The 17,778-nt window shown below is 59.8% G+C and carries 20 protein-coding genes; 13 read left to right on the forward strand and 7 right to left on the reverse strand.

Annotation, left to right across the window (positions count from 1 at the left end; all coding sequences use genetic code 11):
- The first annotated feature begins 88 nt into the window (after positions 1 to 88).
- Positions 89 to 589, forward strand: coding sequence for a flavin reductase family protein (locus I9184_RS06570; RefSeq protein ID WP_209833347.1), 501 nt, complete (start codon positions 89 to 91; stop codon positions 587 to 589).
- Here the strand turns inward: I9184_RS06570 and I9184_RS06575 are convergent.
- The 3 genes from I9184_RS06575 to I9184_RS06585 are packed head-to-tail and all read right to left on the reverse strand — an operon-like array spanning position 586 to position 2,818.
- Entirely contained in the window at positions 586 to 1,065 is a 480-nt protein-coding gene (locus I9184_RS06575; RefSeq protein WP_171633041.1) for a DUF6505 family protein, read from the reverse strand. The two genes, I9184_RS06570 and I9184_RS06575, sit on opposite strands and share 4 nt — an antisense overlap.
- The gene (locus I9184_RS06580; protein ID WP_209833348.1) at positions 1,062 to 1,760 is read right to left on the reverse strand and encodes a biotin/lipoate--protein ligase family protein; all 699 of its coding nucleotides are present in this window, start codon (positions 1,758 to 1,760) and stop codon (positions 1,062 to 1,064) included. Before I9184_RS06580 ends, I9184_RS06575 begins: the two co-directional genes overlap by 4 nt.
- Positions 1,757 to 2,818 carry an Mrp/NBP35 family ATP-binding protein gene (locus tag I9184_RS06585; protein WP_152457717.1) on the reverse strand — a complete coding sequence of 354 codons (1,062 nt, stop codon included), beginning with the start codon at positions 2,816 to 2,818 and terminating at the stop codon, positions 1,757 to 1,759. Before I9184_RS06585 ends, I9184_RS06580 begins: the two co-directional genes overlap by 4 nt.
- A gap of 122 nt (positions 2,819 to 2,940) precedes the next feature.
- On the opposite strand from I9184_RS06585, the gene I9184_RS06590 reads away from it, so the two are divergent.
- Positions 2,941 to 3,669: a hypothetical protein gene (locus I9184_RS06590; RefSeq protein WP_171633047.1), complete on the forward strand. Its 729-nt coding sequence runs from the start codon at positions 2,941 to 2,943 to the stop codon at positions 3,667 to 3,669.
- Here I9184_RS06590 and I9184_RS06595 read toward each other — a convergent pair.
- Positions 3,663 to 5,615, reverse strand: coding sequence for a 4Fe-4S binding protein (locus tag I9184_RS06595; RefSeq protein WP_209833349.1), 1,953 nt, complete (start codon positions 5,613 to 5,615; stop codon positions 3,663 to 3,665). The genes I9184_RS06590 and I9184_RS06595 overlap by 7 nt on opposite strands.
- Before the next feature lie 263 nt (positions 5,616 to 5,878).
- Here I9184_RS06595 and I9184_RS06600 point away from each other — a divergent pair, with 263 nt between their 5' ends.
- From I9184_RS06600 to I9184_RS06645, 11 genes are all read left to right on the forward strand, one after another.
- Complete coding sequence (locus I9184_RS06600; protein WP_171723437.1) at positions 5,879 to 6,433, forward strand: DUF3305 domain-containing protein; 555 nt, start codon at positions 5,879 to 5,881, stop codon at positions 6,431 to 6,433.
- On the forward strand, positions 6,430 to 7,011 hold the full coding sequence (locus tag I9184_RS06605) for a DUF3306 domain-containing protein (protein ID WP_209833351.1): 582 nt from the start codon (positions 6,430 to 6,432) through the stop codon (positions 7,009 to 7,011). Before I9184_RS06600 ends, I9184_RS06605 begins: the two co-directional genes overlap by 4 nt.
- Positions 7,012 to 7,015: 4 nt before the next feature.
- Positions 7,016 to 7,627 carry a molecular chaperone TorD family protein gene (locus I9184_RS06610; protein ID WP_171231802.1) on the forward strand — a complete coding sequence of 204 codons (612 nt, stop codon included), beginning with the start codon at positions 7,016 to 7,018 and terminating at the stop codon, positions 7,625 to 7,627.
- Between the two features lie 57 nt (positions 7,628 to 7,684).
- Positions 7,685 to 7,873 (forward strand): ubiquinol-cytochrome c reductase iron-sulfur subunit N-terminal domain-containing protein, encoded by a 189-nt coding sequence (locus I9184_RS06615; RefSeq protein ID WP_171633057.1) that lies wholly within the window; start codon positions 7,685 to 7,687, stop codon positions 7,871 to 7,873.
- A gap of 105 nt (positions 7,874 to 7,978) precedes the next feature.
- Positions 7,979 to 10,873 (forward strand): formate dehydrogenase subunit alpha, encoded by a 2,895-nt coding sequence (locus tag I9184_RS06620; protein ID WP_171633060.1) that lies wholly within the window; start codon positions 7,979 to 7,981, stop codon positions 10,871 to 10,873.
- 12 nt (positions 10,874 to 10,885) lie between these two features.
- Complete coding sequence (gene fdh3B / locus I9184_RS06625) at positions 10,886 to 11,479, forward strand: formate dehydrogenase FDH3 subunit beta (RefSeq protein ID WP_010439472.1); 594 nt, start codon at positions 10,886 to 10,888, stop codon at positions 11,477 to 11,479.
- Positions 11,480 to 11,590: 111 nt separating this feature from the next.
- A complete protein-coding gene (locus tag I9184_RS06630) occupies positions 11,591 to 11,941 on the forward strand; it encodes an antibiotic biosynthesis monooxygenase (RefSeq protein WP_171633062.1) in 351 nt (116 codons plus the stop codon).
- Positions 11,942 to 11,968: 27 nt separating this feature from the next.
- A complete protein-coding gene (locus tag I9184_RS06635) occupies positions 11,969 to 13,165 on the forward strand; it encodes a formate dehydrogenase subunit gamma (protein WP_171723439.1) in 1,197 nt (398 codons plus the stop codon).
- Positions 13,166 to 14,428: a c-type cytochrome gene (locus I9184_RS06640; RefSeq protein WP_209833353.1), complete on the forward strand. Its 1,263-nt coding sequence runs from the start codon at positions 13,166 to 13,168 to the stop codon at positions 14,426 to 14,428.
- 13 nt (positions 14,429 to 14,441) lie between these two features.
- Positions 14,442 to 14,567 carry a hypothetical protein gene (locus I9184_RS21055; RefSeq protein WP_256367747.1) on the forward strand — a complete coding sequence of 42 codons (126 nt, stop codon included), beginning with the start codon at positions 14,442 to 14,444 and terminating at the stop codon, positions 14,565 to 14,567.
- Positions 14,568 to 15,440: a helix-turn-helix transcriptional regulator gene (locus tag I9184_RS06645; protein WP_171633070.1), complete on the forward strand. Its 873-nt coding sequence runs from the start codon at positions 14,568 to 14,570 to the stop codon at positions 15,438 to 15,440.
- 49 nt (positions 15,441 to 15,489) lie between these two features.
- On the opposite strand, the gene I9184_RS06650 is transcribed toward I9184_RS06645, so the two are convergent.
- The 3 genes from I9184_RS06650 to I9184_RS06660 are packed head-to-tail and all read right to left on the reverse strand — an operon-like array spanning position 15,490 to position 17,768.
- Positions 15,490 to 16,305, reverse strand: a complete 816-nt coding sequence (locus I9184_RS06650) for a substrate-binding domain-containing protein (protein WP_171633073.1) — start codon at positions 16,303 to 16,305, stop codon at positions 15,490 to 15,492.
- A 22-nt stretch (positions 16,306 to 16,327) separates the two neighbouring features.
- Positions 16,328 to 17,062 (reverse strand): ATP-binding cassette domain-containing protein, encoded by a 735-nt coding sequence (locus tag I9184_RS06655; protein WP_209833355.1) that lies wholly within the window; start codon positions 17,060 to 17,062, stop codon positions 16,328 to 16,330.
- On the reverse strand, positions 17,055 to 17,768 hold the full coding sequence (locus tag I9184_RS06660; protein ID WP_209833356.1) for an ABC transporter permease: 714 nt from the start codon (positions 17,766 to 17,768) through the stop codon (positions 17,055 to 17,057). Before I9184_RS06660 ends, I9184_RS06655 begins: the two co-directional genes overlap by 8 nt.
- Between the last annotated feature and the right edge of the window lie 10 nt (positions 17,769 to 17,778).

A 17,778-nucleotide genomic window follows, 5' to 3' on the forward strand; every position in this document is an offset into this window, starting at 1 on the left:
CGGTATAAATTGCACCCGGCAGTCAGCTTTTCATGGACAATCCGGGCCACGCATGGCACCTGATGCGCGGCCAAGGATTAAGCGCGCAATGACCGAAAAGACCTTTAGACCGACCCCGGATCAAAGCCCCGCCTTTCGGGAAGCGCTGGGATGCTTTGGCACCGGTGTCACGGTGATTACCGCGCAATCCGACAATGGCCCGCGCGCCATTACGGTGAATTCATTTGCCTCAGTCTCATTGGACCCGCCACTGGTCCTGTGGTGTCTGGCCAAGGAATCTTTCCGATTCGATACGTTCAGTACCTGTGATCTCTATTCGATCCACGTCATGGCACAGGATCAGCAGGATCAGGCGTTACGGTTTGCACGCGATGGGGCGGATTTCTCACATGCAGACTGGACCGCGGATGAGGCCGGGCGCCCACATCTGGCCCAGTGTCTGGCCCGGTTCGATTGCCGCCTTCATGCCCGTCATGACGCCGGGGATCATCTGATCATCGTGGGTCAGGTAGATCAGGTCATGTATCGCACCGGCAAAGGGCTGATCTTCAAACGCGGGCAGTTCGGCGGGTTTGTCGACCTGATCTAATCGTCCAGCGACCCGTGAACCGCCAACGCCTCCAACTCCGCGTCCTGCGGAGTGATCACGCGAAAGGCTTCGTGCACGCCTGTCTCTGTCAATTCCCTTGCGACGGTCAACAGCGTGTTGGCCGGATGGTCTTCACACAACTCTGACATGTGGTCGATTTCAGCTTGCGCAACGCCCAATGCGGCCTCGACCGAGGGTGCGCCATAGAACTGCACAAAATGTTCGGCCAGATTACGCGTAATCTGATCTTTCTCTGCGGCTTCGATCTGCGTCACGGCGACAAAAGTCACCCGGCCAAAGGTTTCCAACCCCAGCCAGCCATTCGCAAATGCCTGTCGTGCCTTGCCTTCAAGATCGCCCTGCCCCCAGTTGGAAAACTCAAACCCACCCGAAACGCACCACTCTCCGGTGCGCGCCGGCGAATGAAACACGTTCATGTCGCTTTCGTCGAAATGGATCGCTCGGGCCAGTTTCATTCTCGGTTCTCCAACATGTCAGTCAGGGGGCGCAGATGTGTATCGACCCCATCGCGGATCAGCATCCCGAAACGTTCATCCGTTCCAAGGAATACACCACCATCGATCAGCGGTTCGCCCACGCCGCGCAGCAGGCCCATCCATTCGGCGTGCAAGGACGCGTTGCCATCCTCCTGCCAACGGTTGAGCCAGGTCAACATGTGTCGTGACCAGCTTTCCACCAGCAGCGTTGCAGAAACCTCGGCACAGCCTTCATCGTACAGCGCTGTGATATCAGGGGTTTCACCCGGCGCATCACTTGTTTGCAACAGCGTCAGCTCCCAACCGACGACCAGCCAGTCCGGCTCTTCCTCGGGCATTGATGTTGACGCAGCCGCGCGGAACCGGCCGCACCGCGCCCCGTTCACGCAAATCAGACCATCCCAACCCAGATGCACCGCAACCTCTGGCGGGGCCAAAGCGCCCAGCGCGTTCTGAAATCCCACAGCACAAAGCGGCAGCATCGCCACCGCATCCTGCAATGGCACCTCAGGGGCAAAAACAATTGCCACGCGCAGGAAATCCGCCTGAATATTGTAGACAACCGTCCCCGCATCACAGCCCAGCGCAGCCATGGCCTGCGCGCGCTCGAACGGGTCTTCCCCACCCTGAACCGGGTGGCCCGTCAGCAAGGGTGGGAAAACCGGCTGGCTCATGCGTTGCCTTTGGCGATCATGTCGCGGGCGATCTTGCGGAATGCCTCGGCCTGCGGGCTGTCAGGTTTGCTGACCACGATGGGCGCACCACCGTCGGCGGCGACGCGGATGTCCAGATGCAAGGGGATTTCACCCAGCAGCGGCACGCCCAGCGCCTCTGCCTCGGACTTGACACCACCATGACCGAAAACATGTTCTTCGTGCCCACAGTTCGAACAGATATGCGTGGACATGTTTTCGATCATCCCGACAATGGGTGTCTTGAGCTGGTTGAACATGTCGATCCCCTTGCGGGCATCAATCAGGGCCACGTCCTGCGGCGTTGAGACGACAATGGCACCATCCACCTGGAACTTCTGGCTCAGCGTCAGTTGCACGTCACCGGTGCCGGGCGGCAGATCGACGATCAGAACATCCAGCGCGCCCCATTGCACCTGGCTCATCATCTGTTGCAGCGCACCCATCAGCATCGGCCCACGCCAGACAACCGCCTGACCTTCGTTGGTCATCAAACCCATCGACATCATGGTGACGCCGTGGTTGCGCAGCGGCAGGATTGTCTTGCCGTCAGGGCTGGCCGGACGGCCCGAGACACCCAACATCCGGGGTTGCGACGGCCCGTAAACGTCCGCATCCAGCAGACCTACACGCCGGCCTTCCGCAGCCAATGCGCAGGCAAGGTTGGCCGAAACGGTGGATTTGCCAACCCCACCCTTGCCAGAGGCAACAGCGATGATTCGATCCACACCCGGCACTGCCTGCGGCCCGGTTTGCGATGGCTTGGGTTTCGGTTTCAGATCCGGCGGTGCCTTGTCGGAATGCGCGGTCATCAAGGCCGAAACATTTGCCACGCCTTCCACCATCTGAGCGGCCTTTTCAGCCGTGGCGCGGACGGGTTCCATCTTTTCCGCATATTTCGGGTCGACCTCAAGCACGAAGCGTACCGTGTCGCCTTCCACGTTCAAGGCGCGCACGATGCCTGCGCTTACGATGTCCTGCCCGGATACCGGGTCGGTGATCTTTTTCAGGTTCGCCAGAACCGCGTCACGAACACTCATGCTTGTTCCCCTTGATCCGCCCTGCTGACAGGGGCGTGCGTATCGACTCGCCGCTCATTGCACGTGTCTCCGTCTTTGTCTGTACATTTGACGCATCCCGCCCCGCGAAGTTACGTTGAGCCATGCGCTTTGTCCTCTTGTGCCTGAGCCTGACGCTCTCTGCCACCCCCTCTTGGTCACAAGAGGCGATTGGCCTTGCGGCCCCGGCAGAGGTTAAAGACTCTGGCCTGTTGCAACATATCCTTCCTCGCTTCTCTCTCAAGACCGGGATCCGTGTTATTGCAGACGACGCCGGGGTCATGGCGCTGGAAACCGCGCCGCCCGGTGATCCGGTCTTTGCCCGCGACGGTGTGATCTATCACCTGCGTATCGAAGACAGTGACCGCCAGGCCCGTTTTCTTGAATGGCTGAAGTCGGATATCGGCAAGCGCACGGTGGAAAGCTTTGCCCCGGCAGACGGAGGGCCCTACTCTGCCAATTTTGATATTGTCGAGGTTGAGTCCGGTGACATCGTCGAGGGCGACACCCAACTTGGCGAAGAACTTTCGATGACTCATTGCGGGCGCTGTCATGTCATCGGGCCAAGGAACCGCATGAATGGCCTGGGGTCGACGCCCTCTTTCGCCGTTCTGCGCGCAATGCCCGACTGGTCGCAGCGATTCGAAGCGTTTTTCGCCCTGAACCCCCACCCCGCATTCACACAGATCGACGGTTTGACACCGCCTTTCGATCCCGAACGCCCATCTCCTATTCACCCGGTTGAGATGACATTGGACGATCTTGACGCGATCCTGGCGTTCGTATCGCGCATCGACGCTGCGGATCTGGGTGCACCCTTGAAACTTCAGTGATCCTTTCTGTCTGAATAGTAATCCTCGGTCGTGACGACCCGGGGCTTGGGTTTTGATTGGAAAGGATTGTCTTGCTGTTGGAACTGCACGTTCACCCGGCAATTGTCACACATCTGGATCATCCGCGCCTGATCCGACGTCGCGAACATCGGATGTGTGCCCGACAGCTTCTCCATGATCCGCTCAACCGTGGATTTCACGCCGAACAATGCCCCGCATTCCACGCAGGCAAAAGGTTCTTCTTCGTTCAGAACCTGCTGTGACAGGGCCGCATCGCTGAGATCAAGTTGTGGAACAAGCGTGATCGCATCCTCGGGGCATATGGTCTTGCACATCCCGCATTGCAGACAGGCATCTTGCTGGAAGTTCAATTGCGGCTTGTCCGGATTGTCGATCAACGCACCGGATGGGCACAGCGACACACAGCTGAGACACAGGGTGCAGCTGTCGGTATTCATTGCAACCGCCCCGTAAGGCGCATTTTCGGGCAGCGGCAAAGGCGATTCAGCCTGCGGGTTCAGCGCCTGTGCTGCCAGCCGCGCGATTTGCCGGCGATTGCCCATAGGCAAGACCGGATCGGACAAAGGCCGGGGCACCGCTTGCCCGTACAGCAGATCGGAAATCGCATCGGGGTCCGCTTCGTCAATCAGGCCTATACCCTCGGGGCCTGCAATTGCATGTGCCAATTCAAGCTCGCGGTTCAGCGCCTCGCGTTCAGTCGTCGGTGCCAACAGCACGTCCACCCGAGCGAACCCATGCGCCAGAGCAGCCAGCATCTCGGCATGGCCAAAGCCAGATATCACGTTCAATTCCAATGGGATCACGTCCGAAGGTAATCCACGCCCGAAACGCGCCGCCAACCGGATCATTTCGGCCCCGTGGGCGTCATGTACAAGCAGCCGAGGCGCGGTGCCGCCGGCCCGTCGATAGGTACGGGCCAGAATATGCATCCGCGACAGCAGCGCCGAAACAGGCGGGTCTTCATAGGTTATGGCCGTTGAAGGGCACAGCGCGGCGCAAGCACCACAGCCTGCACATACCATCGGGTCAATCGCCACATGCTCGCCCGCCGGGGAAATCGCACCGGTTGGGCAGATATCCAGACAGTTGGTACAGCCCACCTGCTCGGCCCGGGAATGGGCACAGAGGGTTTCTTCCACGCGCACAAAAAGTGGCTTTTCGAATGTCCCCACCAATTGCGCGGCTTCAAAAGCCAGGCGTTCAACGGAAACCGCATCCCTGGGATCAGCCCGCAGATAGCCTTCACGCTTGGCCGGGGCCTGAACAAAGGGCGTTTCTCCTGCCAGATCGATGACAATGTCACACGATGAAAGCGCACCGTCCTTTGGATCGGTCCAAGCAAACGCGCCGCGCCCACCGGGCACGACCTGCTGAAGCGCGTCCAGACGCAACGAAAACCCACCAAGCGCACCGGAAACCGATCGAAGCTGCCCCCGTACCACGTCATAGGCGCGCGAGAGGGGCGCGGACAAATCGGTCGTCATGACGGTCACTGCCAACGAATCCGCCAAACGCTCTGCCAGATCAAAGGCCACCGCACCGGGCCCGATGATGAAACAGGTGCCTTCACTGAAGACATCCACGCTGGGTGTGACCGGTTGCGCCAGAACGGCCTCGGCCGCCAATGCCGCCATCTTGGGGGTCGCATCCGCACCTTGGTCAGACCACCCGGCCCGATCGCGCAGATCGACAAATCCGGGCACGTCGTTATTCAGGTCTTCGGCCAGTGACCTGAAAACGTCATCCTCTTGCGCACAAGCGATGACGGTATCACCTTCTTTCATCAAGGCAGCGGCGGACTGCAACTCATCGGTACAAAGCGCGGTATGCAACCTGGAACAGGCAACGCCGCAGGCGCTTTCGATCTTGTCCGGATCGATTGCCTGTGTTCCGGCGCAATCACATAGCAGTAGTTTCGTGGCCATATCCTCTCCTCGGGCAACCGCCCCGGTTCCATGCACACTAGGCTGTACCCCTGGGAAAGCAACTTCAACCCCTTGCCGCGTTTCCTGCACAGGGTTGAATTTCGGCAATAAATGCCACGAAACACAAGCATTCGCAGGACCTGCTCACGCAGTTGCTACCCTGGACTACGACCAAAGTCGTAGAGCTTAGGCTTGGCACACAGCTAGTTTGTGTACCATAGTGGACTTGGAAAGGCAGGGGAGAGCCTTTCGGGGAGGAGCCAGTGGCGAAGGCCGCAAGCCAGACTGAAATGCCGGTTGGCGTCATCGTGCGCAAGACACCCGGGGTCACACGGTGGGCCCGGTGGAACTGGAGCGCTGTGGCCCTTTTACCCGGCGCAGGGCCGGCCGACTGGCAGGAACTGCGCCGCGAAGGCGATGCTGTCGAGTATCACGCGGCCACCCTGCCCCTGACGCTCTGGGCAGATGAAACCGAAGCCTACATGGTTAACTTGTCGGATGGGCAGCCTTCGCTGTACCTTGTGCTGCGGGACGAACTGAAAGGCGAAACTCCCCTGAATGCAGTTCTGATCACCGCCTCTCCGTTCGAGGGGCAGGATTACGCGGATACCGGTGAAGAAATTGTCGAGAAGATCCCGATGACCGAAGGGCTGATTGCCTGGGTTCGCGATTTTACTCTGAAACATCATCAGCACGAAGTGTTCGTCAAGCGCCGCCGCGACAAGAAGCGGACAGATCTGGTTGAAGACGGCAAGGGTGATGCTCGTATCCGGCAGACGTCGGACGTGTATCGCGCCCCGAGAAAGGCGCTGCAATGAACCGGCCCGATGATTTCTGGTCTCGCCGAAAGGCCGCCGTTCAGGCCGAAGCCAAGGCCGAGGCACTGGCCCTTGAAGAACAGGTGATCGCAGAACGGCAAGCGGAGCTGGAAGAAAAGGATGACGCCGAGATCCTCGCCGAGTTCAACCTTCCTGACCCAGAGACCCTGCAACCCGGCGACGATGTTTCGGGCTTCATGGCCAAGGCCGTGCCTGATCGCCTGCGTCGTCGTGCTTTGCGTCGGCTGTGGCGGCTGAACCCGGTTCTGGCCAATGTCGACGGGCTGGTTGATTACGGCGAGGACTACACCGATGCGGCCTGCGTGATCGAAAACATGCAAACCGCCTATCAGGTTGGAAAAGGTATGCTGGCACATATCGAAGCACTGGCGGCCGACGCGGAAGAGGCCAAAGACGATGCTGCTGAAAGCGAAGCCGATACGCGCGCTGAACCCGAGGCCGCGCCGGTCGAACCCGATACCGAGCCCGAACCGGTTTCCGTCGCCCGCGCAGACGAGCCGGAAGAAATCGACCTTCCCCCGGCGCCACGTCGAATGACATTTGAATTTGAAGGATGACCGAATGACCGCAAGTGACGCGCACACTCTGGACGTTTCAGCCGAGGATCGCCTGCGCGCGGATTTCTACAACTTTCTGGGCTTGCTGCTGGCCGGTCCACCCGACCAGATGCTGCTGGATCAAATGGCGGGCCTCAGCGGTGATGACACTGATCTTGGTCAGGCCATCCAAGCCATGGCGCGGGTTGCAAAGGTCACCAAGCCCGCCGCCGCTGAACGGGAATTCAATGCATTGTTCATCGGTTTGGGTCGGGGCGAACTGCTGCCCTATGCCAGCTTCTACCTCACTGGTTTTCTGAACGAGAAACCCCTTGCGCAGCTCCGCAATGACATGGCCGTGCGTGGGATCACACGCGCCCAGAACGTGTTTGAGCCCGAGGACAACATCGCCTCATTGATGGAGATGATGGCAGGCATGATCGTTGGGCGTTTTGGCAGCCCGGCATCGCTTGAAGACCAGAAAGCGTTCTGGAGCAAACATATCGGCCCATGGGCCGCACATTTCTATTCGGATTTGGAAGCTGCTGAAAACTCGGTTCTCTATGCATCCGTCGGCACCGCCGGTCGGGTATTCATGGAGATCGAGCGCGAAGCGTTCCGGATGACAGCGGGGTAGCCCGCAAATCGCCGGTGCCCCGTGGGCACCAAACCGCAATTGGGACAGGAGGAGCCCATGAGCAAGACCAAGGAAGAAGGCGCCACACGCCGCGACTTCCTCAAACTGGCCGGAACCGCAGCACCTGCTGCCGTTGCCGCCGCCAGCCTGACCGGAAAAGCCGAAGCGGCCGAAACGCCGACAGACGACACCCGCATCCAGGATACCGCGCATACACGCGCCTACATCGAAAGCACCCGGTTCTAGGATCGGACGTTTTCACACCCGACTGACGGTTGCGATTGGCCCCGACGTCGGCTTCAGCAGTACCAAGCCAGCCGTGGCATACACGGCGCGCAAGGGAGGAAACAAATGCTTAGGAAAAAGACCAACGGGGTTGCGAGACGCCCCCAGCGGACAAGTATCCTGTCCCAAATCGGCGAGAATACCGTCGATCGCCGCGCATTCCTGCGTGGCTCGGGCCTGACGATCGGCGGCCTTGCCGCGATCAGCGCCACGGGTGGAACCGTGACGCCAGCCAACGCCCAGACCGCAGCCAACACGGCAGTCGAGAACATCAAATCCGTCTGCACGCATTGTTCGGTCGGTTGCACCGTGGTTGCCGAAGTTCAGAACGGCGTCTGGATCGGGCAGGAACCCGGCTGGGACAGCCCGTTCAACCTGGGCGCTCATTGCGCCAAAGGGGCCTCGGTTCGCGAGCACGCCCATGGCGAGCGCCGCCTGAAATACCCGATGAAAAAAGAAGGCGGAGAGTGGAAGCGCATCAGCTGGGAAGAGGCGATCAACGAGATCGGCGACGGCATGATGAGCATCCGCGAAGAAAGCGGGCCTGACAGCGTCTACTGGCTGGGTTCCGCCAAGCACAACAACGAACAGGCTTATCTGTTCCGCAAGTTCGCCGCCTACTGGGGCACGAACAACGTGGACCATCAGGCCCGGATCTGCCACTCGACCACAGTAGCGGGCGTTGCGAATACATGGGGCTACGGCGCCATGACCAACAGCTACAACGACATGCACAACAGCAAGGCGATCTTCATCATCGGCGGCAACCCTGCCGAGGCGCATCCCGTCTCGCTGCTGCATATTCTGCGCGCAAAAGAGCAGAACAACGCCCCGCTGATCGTCTGCGACCCGCGCTTTACGCGCACTGCGGCGCACGCGGATGAATATGTCCGTTTCCGCCCCGGCACGGACGTTGCGCTGATCTGGGGTATCCTCTGGCACATCTTCGACAACGGTTGGGAAGACAAAGAGTTCATCCGCACCCGTGTCTGGGGCATGGATCAGATCCGCGAAGAAGTTGCTAAGTGGAACCCGGATGAGGTGGAACGTGTCACCGGCACTCCGGGGTCGCAGTTGAAGCGGGTTGCCCGCACGATGGCCAACAACCGTCCTGGAACGGTTGTCTGGTGCATGGGCGGAACGCAGCACACCAACGGCAACAACAACACCCGCGCGTATTGCGTACTTCAGCTTGCACTGGGCAACATGGGCACCTCGGGTGGTGGCACCAACATCTTCCGCGGTCATGACAACGTTCAGGGCGCAACGGACCTTGGTGTTCTTTCCCATACCCTGCCCGGCTATTATGGCCTGTCCGCAGGCGCATGGGGTCACTGGGCCCGTGTCTGGGGCGAAGAACCTGAATGGCTGGCCGGTCAGTTCGCCACGATCAAGGACAAGGACGGCAAGGACAAACCGCTGCAGAACGAGCGCGGCATTCCCGTTTCCCGCTGGATTGACGGTGTTCTGGAAGACCCGGCCAACATGGATCAGGACAACAATGTCCGCGCCATGGTTCTGTGGGGCCACGCGCCCAACTCGCAGACCCGGATGACGGAAATGAAGACGGCGATGGAAAAGCTGGACATGCTGGTCGTTATCGACCCGTATCCCACCGTTTCCGCCGTTTTGCATGACCGGACCGATGGCGTTTACTTGTTGCCGGCCTGTACGCAGTTCGAAACCCGTGGCTCGGTCACGGCCTCGAACCGGTCGTTGCAGTGGCGCGACAAGGTGGTCGATCCGTTATTCGAAAGTCTGCCGGACGAGGTCATCATGGCCAAGTTCGCCAACAAGTTCGGCTGGGCGGATCGGTTCTTCCGCAATATCGAGATGGAAGACCCCGAAACCCCGAATGTTGAAAGCATCACGCGTGAGTTCAACTCGGGCCTCTGGACCATCGGCTATACCGGTCAGTCGCCGGAACGTCTGAAAAGCCATATGGCCAACCAGCACACGTTCGACAGAACCACGCTGCAAGCCATTGGTGGACCAAACGACGGCGAATATTACGGTCTACCGTGGCCCTGCTGGGGCACACCGGAAATGGGCCATACGGGGACACCAAACCTCTATGACATGTCCAAACCGGTGGCCGAAGGCGGCCTGACCTTCCGCGCCCGTTTTGGTGTGGAACGCGACGGCGACAACCTGCTGGCCGAAGGGGTCTATAGCGTTGGGTCGGAAATTCAGGATGGCTATCCAGAGTTTACGATGCAGATGCTGATGGATCTTGGCTGGGACGGTGATCTGACGGCCGAGGAACGCGCGGCCATCGACGCCGTGGCCGGACCAAAGACCAACTGGAAAACCGACCTGTCCGGCGGCATCCAGCGGGTCGCGATCGCACATGGCTGTGCGCCCTTCGGGAACGCCAAGGCCCGCGCGGTTGTCTGGACCTTCCCGGATCCGATCCCGCTGCATCGCGAGCCGCTCTACACGCCGCGGCGCGATCTGGTGGCCGACTATCCCACCTATGAGGACCGGCATGCCTATCGCCTTCCGACCTTGTATGCCTCGATCCAGAAGAACGACTTTTCAAAGGATTACCCGATAATCCTAACGTCTGGTCGTCTGGTCGAATATGAAGGCGGCGGTGATGAGACACGGTCCAATCCGTGGTTGGCTGAGCTTCAGCAGGACATGTTCGTCGAGATCAATCCGCGCGATGCCAACAACCTTGGCATTCGGGACGGATCACAGGTCTGGGTCGAAGGCCCCGAGGGCGGCAAGGTCAAGGTGATGGCGATGCTGACCAACAGGGTCGGTGCCGGCGTGGCCTTCATGCCGTTCCACTTCGGCGGCCATTTCCAGGGCGAGGACCTCAGGGAGAAATACCCCAAAGGTGCAGACCCCTATGTGCTGGGTGAAAGTACCAACACCGCCCAGACCTATGGCTATGATTCAGTGACCCAGATGCAGGAGACCAAGGCGACTCTCTGCAAGATCTGGGCAGCGTAAGGAGGACGATTAATGGCTAGAGCAAAGTTTCTCTGCGACGCTGAACGCTGCATCGAGTGCAACGCCTGCGTAACCGCGTGTAAGAACGAACACGAGGTGCCGTGGGGCATCAACCGCCGCAGGGTGGTGACGATCAATGACGGCAACCCGGGCGAACGCTCGATCTCGGTCGCCTGTATGCATTGTTCGGATGCGCCTTGCATGGCGGTGTGCCCGGTCGACTGCTTCTATCAGAACGAAGAAGGGGTCGTGCTGCACTCCAAGGACCTGTGCATTGGCTGCGGCTATTGCTTCTATGCGTGCCCCTTCGGTGCGCCGCAATACCCGCAGGCGGGCAACTTTGGATCGCGCGGCAAGATGGACAAATGTACCTTCTGCGCCGGCGGCCCCGAGGAAACGCACTCGACCGCAGAGTTCGCCAAATACGGTCGCAACCGGATCGCCGAGGGCAAGCTGCCCATCTGCGCCGAAATGTGTTCCACAAAGGCCCTGCTCGCCGGTGACGGCGACGTGGTTTCCGCAGTTTACCGTGAACGCGTCGTGGCGCGCGGTTTCGGCTCGGGCGCCTGGGGCTGGGGCACGGCCTACGACCAGAAAGACGGTTGAAATCCGGCTTTTGACAAAACAGCCTCCCGCCCTTTGCGGGGGGCTTTTCAGGTGATGTGATCGGGGATCCGTTTCCTGTAACGTCACAGCAAACAAATTTGAGAGGCGCGCATGACCAATGATGTTTACTGGCTGCTGAAGCTTGACCTCGATCTGGATAAAAAGGATGAGTTCGAAGCGCTTATGGCGGAAATGGTCGCGGCCACGCTGCAAGAAACCGGCGCCAGAAGCTATGAATGGCACATGACCGGTTCGGCCGTTCATATCTATGAACGCTATGCCAGTTCCGAAGATGCCATGATACATATGCAAAATTTTGGTGCTAATTTTGCGGAACGGTTTCTGGCGCTTCTGACGCCAGTGGGGTTGGACGTGTATGGTCCGGCCAAAGATGATCTTCGCGAAGCGCTCGCACCGGTCGGCGCCGTTTTTCACCAGCAAATCGGTGGATTTGACCGCTGATATGAAAATGCACAGGAGGATATCCCTATGCGTCTGATTCAGTTTCTGCTCGTTTCGTTTTTTCTGACCGGAGCCGCATGGGCGCAAGAGACCTCTGAACCCACGACGGATGAGCGCACCTCGACCGGCGGAGCGACAACGCTGGAAGACATTCTCGCCCGGCAGCGTGGTGAAACCGTCGACAACAGCTATCGTTCCGAGAACACTGGTCAGGGCAATGCCGAGGGGTTGCTGGGTCAGCTTGGCACCCGTGGAGTGGCCTCGGACAGTGACGTGTATCGCGCTTTGCGCTATGGCTCGGCTGATGTGACGGTGTCTTCTCATGGTCCGGCAGACAGCGTGCTGATTCAGGATGGCGGCATGTGGTGGCTGACCTTCCGCACTGGACCGCTGCGCGAATACGGCACCTATATCATTGCCGGGATGCTGGGCATCATCCTGTTATTTTTCTTGATCCGAGGCAAAATTCGCATCGATGGTGAGAAAACCGGCCGTACGGTCACGCGTTTCAACGGGTTCGAGCGGTTCGGCCACTGGTTGTTTGCCGGGTCATTCCTGATCCTTGGCGTCACGGGCCTGCTGACGCTTTATGGGCGCGACTTCCTGATCCCGGTTTTCGGGAAAGAGGGCTTTGCAACCCTCGCACAGGGCTGCAAGTGGTTGCACAACAATCTGGCCTGGGCCTTCATGCTGGGCCTGATCATCGTCACGGTAAACTGGATTGCCCATAATATCCCCAACCGCGTCGATCTGAAATGGCTGGCCGCGGGTGGCGGGTTGTTTACCAAGAACAGCCATCCACCGGCAAAGAAATTCAACGCTGGTCAAAAGATCATATTCTGGGCCTGCATCCTGCTGGGCGCCTCCATCAGCCTGTCGGGTCTGTCGCTGTTGTTCCCGTTCGAGATGCCCTTGTTTGCCAAAACCTTCCAGATCGCCAATGCGACCGGTATTCCGCAAATGATGGGCCTGAACCTGCCGGTGCAGATGTCGCCGCAGGAAGAAATGCAATATGCCCAGGTCTGGCACGTGATGGTTGCTTATGTGTTCATTGCGATCATCGTGGCGCATATCTATCTCGGCTCTGTCGGAATGGAGGGCGCCTTTGACGCCATGGGCACCGGCGAGGTCGAAGAACAATGGGCCCGTGAACACCACTCTTTGTGGCTGGAAGAAGTTCAGGAAAAAGAGGCAGGCAAAACCGCCGCCTCGCCTGCTGAATAGATGCGGGGGCTGGTACTGGCCCTGGCGCTGATCCCTCTGCCCGCCTTGGCCGAATTCTTCACACTCAAGGGACACGGCGGCCCAATCATGGGGATCGCCACAGCCCCGGACGGGCGTATCGCAACAGCCAGTTTCGACAATTCCGTCGGGCTGTGGGCTGATCGGACCCCTGAATGGCTGGAAGGTCATGAAGCCGCCGTGAACGCCGTTGCCTTCAATGGCACGGCCATCTACTCGGCGGGAGATGACTTCACCCTGCGCAAGTGGCCCGGTGGCGACGTGGTTGGGCGACATCAGGGCAAGATCGTGGGTCTGGCGGCGTCCAAGACCCACGTCGCAACCGCCAGTTGGGACGGAATGATTGGGCTTTGGCCCGTGAACGGAGCCGCGCCCACAACTCTTGGACCGACGGGAAGCGGTGTGAACGCCGTAGTTTTTTCTTCTGACGGCACACGGCTTTATTCAGCAAGCATGGATGGGTCGCTGCGCATTTGGGATATCTCGACTGGGCAAGAGATCAACCGGCTCATCGAACACGGGTTCGGTATCAACGAGCTGGTCCTGAATGAACAGGACAACTGGATCGCTTACGGTGCCGTCGACGGAGTGACCCGAATACTGGACCTTTCCACCGGTGAAGAGCGCGATTTCACACTGGATCGTCGCCCGATCCTGGCCATGGCGCTCAGCCCGGATCGTCGGTTTCTGGCCGTGGGCGACGGCGAAGGCTTTATAATGGTCATCGATACCTCGGACTGGCGCATCGCGCAGGACTTTCGCGCAACGTTGCGGGGGCCAGTCTGGGCCCTGGCCTTCTCGGTCGATGGTGAAAACATCCATGCTGGCGGGATCGACGAGGCCATGTACAGTTGGCCGGTCACCGCCCTGTCCGATCGGCAACAGATGGCTTTTGTCGAGCCAAGTTTTCTGCAAAACCCCGACGAGATGGACAATGGTGAGCGTCAGTTCGCGCGGAAATGCTCGATCTGTCACAGCCTCACCCCCAACAGCCAGCGCCGCGCAGGCCCCTCCTTGCACGGGGTTTTCGGCAGGCGCGCGGGCACGTTACCGGGATATTTGTACTCGGATACGCTGCAAGGCTCTGATATCATTTGGAATGACGAAACGATAAATGCTCTTTTCGACGAAGGGCCAGACCATTACATTCCGGGGTCCAAGATGCCGATGCAGCGAATTACACAAGCTCAGGATCGTCAGGATCTTATTGTTTTTCTGCGCCGCGCAACGGGTGCCCGGAACTGAACTGGAGGAGACCATGAAAGCCTTTCTTGCCGCGGTCGCCGCAATGGTCGTCATTGCAGTGGCAGCCCCTGTCGTGCTGGATCGGATCGGGTTCACCGCCGCCGACGCCACGTCCGGCTCTGCCGTGCGCCTCGACTGAATGTCGCAATACCTGACCACCCGCGAACTGGCCGATCTGCTGCGCATCGGCGAGCGCAAAGCCTATGATCTTGCCTCCTCGGGCGAGGTGCCCTGTGTTCGCGCCATGGGCAAGCTGTTGTTCCCGCGGGCCGAAATCATTGCCTGGCTCAACGCGTCGCGATCCGGCCCGCAGGTGGCCGAACCGCCTCTGCCTCCGATTGTAGCAGGCAGCCATGATCCTCTGTTGGACTGGGCGCTGCGTGAAAGCGGATCGGGGCTTGCCACCTATTACGACGGCTCCTTTGACGGGCTGACACGGCTGAGCGAGCGCAGCGCACAGGCGGCCGTGTTGCATATCCACGAAGACGGAGGGTTCAACGAAAAATCCCTGCGTGACGCCTTGGGCGAAGGGCCGGTGGTATTGTACGAAATCGCCCGACGCAAGCGCGGGCTGCTTCTTGCCCCGGGCATATCGGATATCAAAACGTTTAAGGATCTCAAATCGCGCCGCGTGATCATGCGTCAGGACAGTGCGGCCAGCCAACACCTGTTCGATAGCCAGCTGGAAGCCCATGGCATGAGCCGAGACGATCTGGACGCAACCCCCGGCTGCGCACGCACCGAAGAGGAACTGGCCATCGCCCTTCACGGCGAAAAGGCCGAGGCCGGCTTTGGGCTGGGGGCTTTGGCAGGGCTTTACAACCTGGGTTTCGTCCCCACCCATTCCGAGAGGCTGGATCTGGCGATTTGGCGCAGGTCATATTTTGATCCGCCAATGCAGAAACTGATAACGCTGCTGCGCTCGGATCAATTTGCGCAAAGGGCCCGTGAATTCGGTGGCTACGACCTGTCGGGCCTGGGCACGATACACCACAACGGTGCCAGCGGGTGAGCCCTCACCCGCCTTTTACCTTGTCAGGATACGCCCGCCGCAGGCCGGCTTAGTCGGCGTTCGGAAAGAACACCTGCTGTCCGTCCAGCCTGAACGACGCAATCGCTTCCTGCCCGTCCGGCCCCGTCAGCCAGTCGATGAAACGTTGGCCGGCTGCCGCCCGCACATGCGCGTGCTTGTCAGGGTTCACAAGAATCACACCGTATTGATTGAACAGGCGCGGATCCCCTTCGACCAATACCTCAAGATTTCCCCGGTTTCCAAAAGACAGCCACGTAGCTCGATCCGTCAGCGTATAGGCATCCATTCCACTGGCCACGTTCAGCGTCGCGCCCATACCAGATCCGGTCTCGCGATACCAAGCACCCGAAGCCTCGGCAGGGTCCAGCCCGGCTGCGGACCAATAGCCCAGCTCGGCCTTGTGTGTTCCGCTGTCGTCACCGCGTGATGCAAACGGCGCTTCCACCTCGGCGATTTTCGACAGCGCGGCCAACACATCGACGCCGCCGCGAATTCGGGCAGGGTCAGACTTGGGGCCGACCAGAACGAAATCATTGTACATCAGATCCTTCCGCTCTACGCCCCAACCATCAGCAACGAATTTCTCCTCGGCCGGTTTGGAGTGAACCAAAAGAACATCCCCGTCCCCGTTGACGGCGTTCCGAATGGCTTGACCGGTTCCAACCGCCACGACACGGACATCGATACCTGAATCGGCTTCGAACCACGGCAGGATGTAATCCAACAGTCCCGAGTTCTGTGTAGACGTGGTCGACTGCACCACAATAAACGGTTCTTCCGCCGAAACCGCGCTGGTCAACAGGCCCACAGCCACCACCGCTGCCCGAATTGATTTCCGGAACATCACACTCTCCGCTTTCTGTATTTCATGTAACCAACCCGCCCGCCAAATAGCGGCGCGACGCATCGCTTTCGGGTGAATTCAAAACCTGTTTTGCCACACCGTGTTCCACGACATGCCCGCCCTGCATCATGACCACGTCCGAGGCCAAACGACGGGCCTGACCGATATCATGCGTCACCATCACGATCCGCACGGCCCGAGCTGATGCCCGCAATATCATTCGTTCGATCATCTGGGTCGCGCTGGGATCCAGAGCGCTGGTAGGCTCGTCCAGAAACAAGGTCTCGGGGTCCAGCGCCAGCGCACGGAGAATCGCCAATCGCTGCGCTTCTCCCCCGGACAATGACCGCGCGGGTTGTCTGGCCTTGCCGTCCAGCCCGCCTTCGGTCAGCAATTCGGCGATACGGGCCTTACGGGCCCTTCGCCCCATGCCTTGACGCTTGAGAACGAAGTCAAGGTTTGCCGCAACAGATCGGCGCAGCAGAACCGGTTTCTGAAACACCATGGCCTGGCGGGCTTTCTGTGCCGCGCCCAGCGGTTTTCCACCCTGGACGACCTGCCCCCGATCCGGCGTGATCAGCCCGTGCAGACAGCGCAGCAACAGGCTTTTGCCTGCACCGTTGGGGCCAAGAATCAAGGTTGGCCCCGGCCCATCCAGAACCAATGACGAGACGTCCAACAACGCCTTGCCGTTACTGCGGATTTGCAGGTTCTCGACCTTGAGGCAGTTCACCCTGTCGCAGAGCAGGTCACGCATGACGCACCCCTTCCCGTTCGGCCCGCAGGCTGATCGCGCTGACCATCGCGTTCACGGCCACCGCGATCCCGATCAGGATTGCCCCCAGCGCCAGAGCCAACGCCAGATTTCCCTTCGACGTCTCCAACGCGATCGTCGTCGTCATTACGCGGGTCACATGGTTGATGTTGCCGCCCACGATGATCACCGCGCCGACCTCGGCAATGGCGCGCCCAAACCCCGCAAGCAAGGCGGTAACCAGTGCCAGCCGCGCATCCCAGAGAAGCACGGGAACCGATGCCAGCCGCGACACGCCCAGTGATCGCAGCTGTTCGGAATATTCCTCGGCCAGCATTTCGACCACCTGCCGGGTCAATGCCGCGATAATGGGAGTGACCAACACGACCTGCGCAATGATCATGGCCGTCGGGGTATACAAAAGCTCTAGCACACCCAACGGGCCGGAACGGGACAGCATCAGATAGACCAGCAGCCCCACGACCACGGGCGGGAACCCCATCAGGGCATTCATTAGAACGATCAGCATCCGCCGCCCCGGAAACCTGGCCACAGCCAGAGCGGCACCGACGGGCATGCCGATCAGGGCGGAAATCAGAACCGCAAACACGGATACTTTCAGGGACAACAGCACAATCGCCCACAGCTCTGAGTCTCCCTCAAAGATCAGCGCGATGGCAGAGCTGAATTCTGATGCAAATCCCTGCATTTTATCCCGT

Origin of the sequence: Ruegeria sp. HKCCE3926, assembly GCF_017872515.1 — a bacterium.
In the GTDB taxonomy this organism is placed as follows: Bacteria; Pseudomonadota; Alphaproteobacteria; order Rhodobacterales; family Rhodobacteraceae; genus Ruegeria.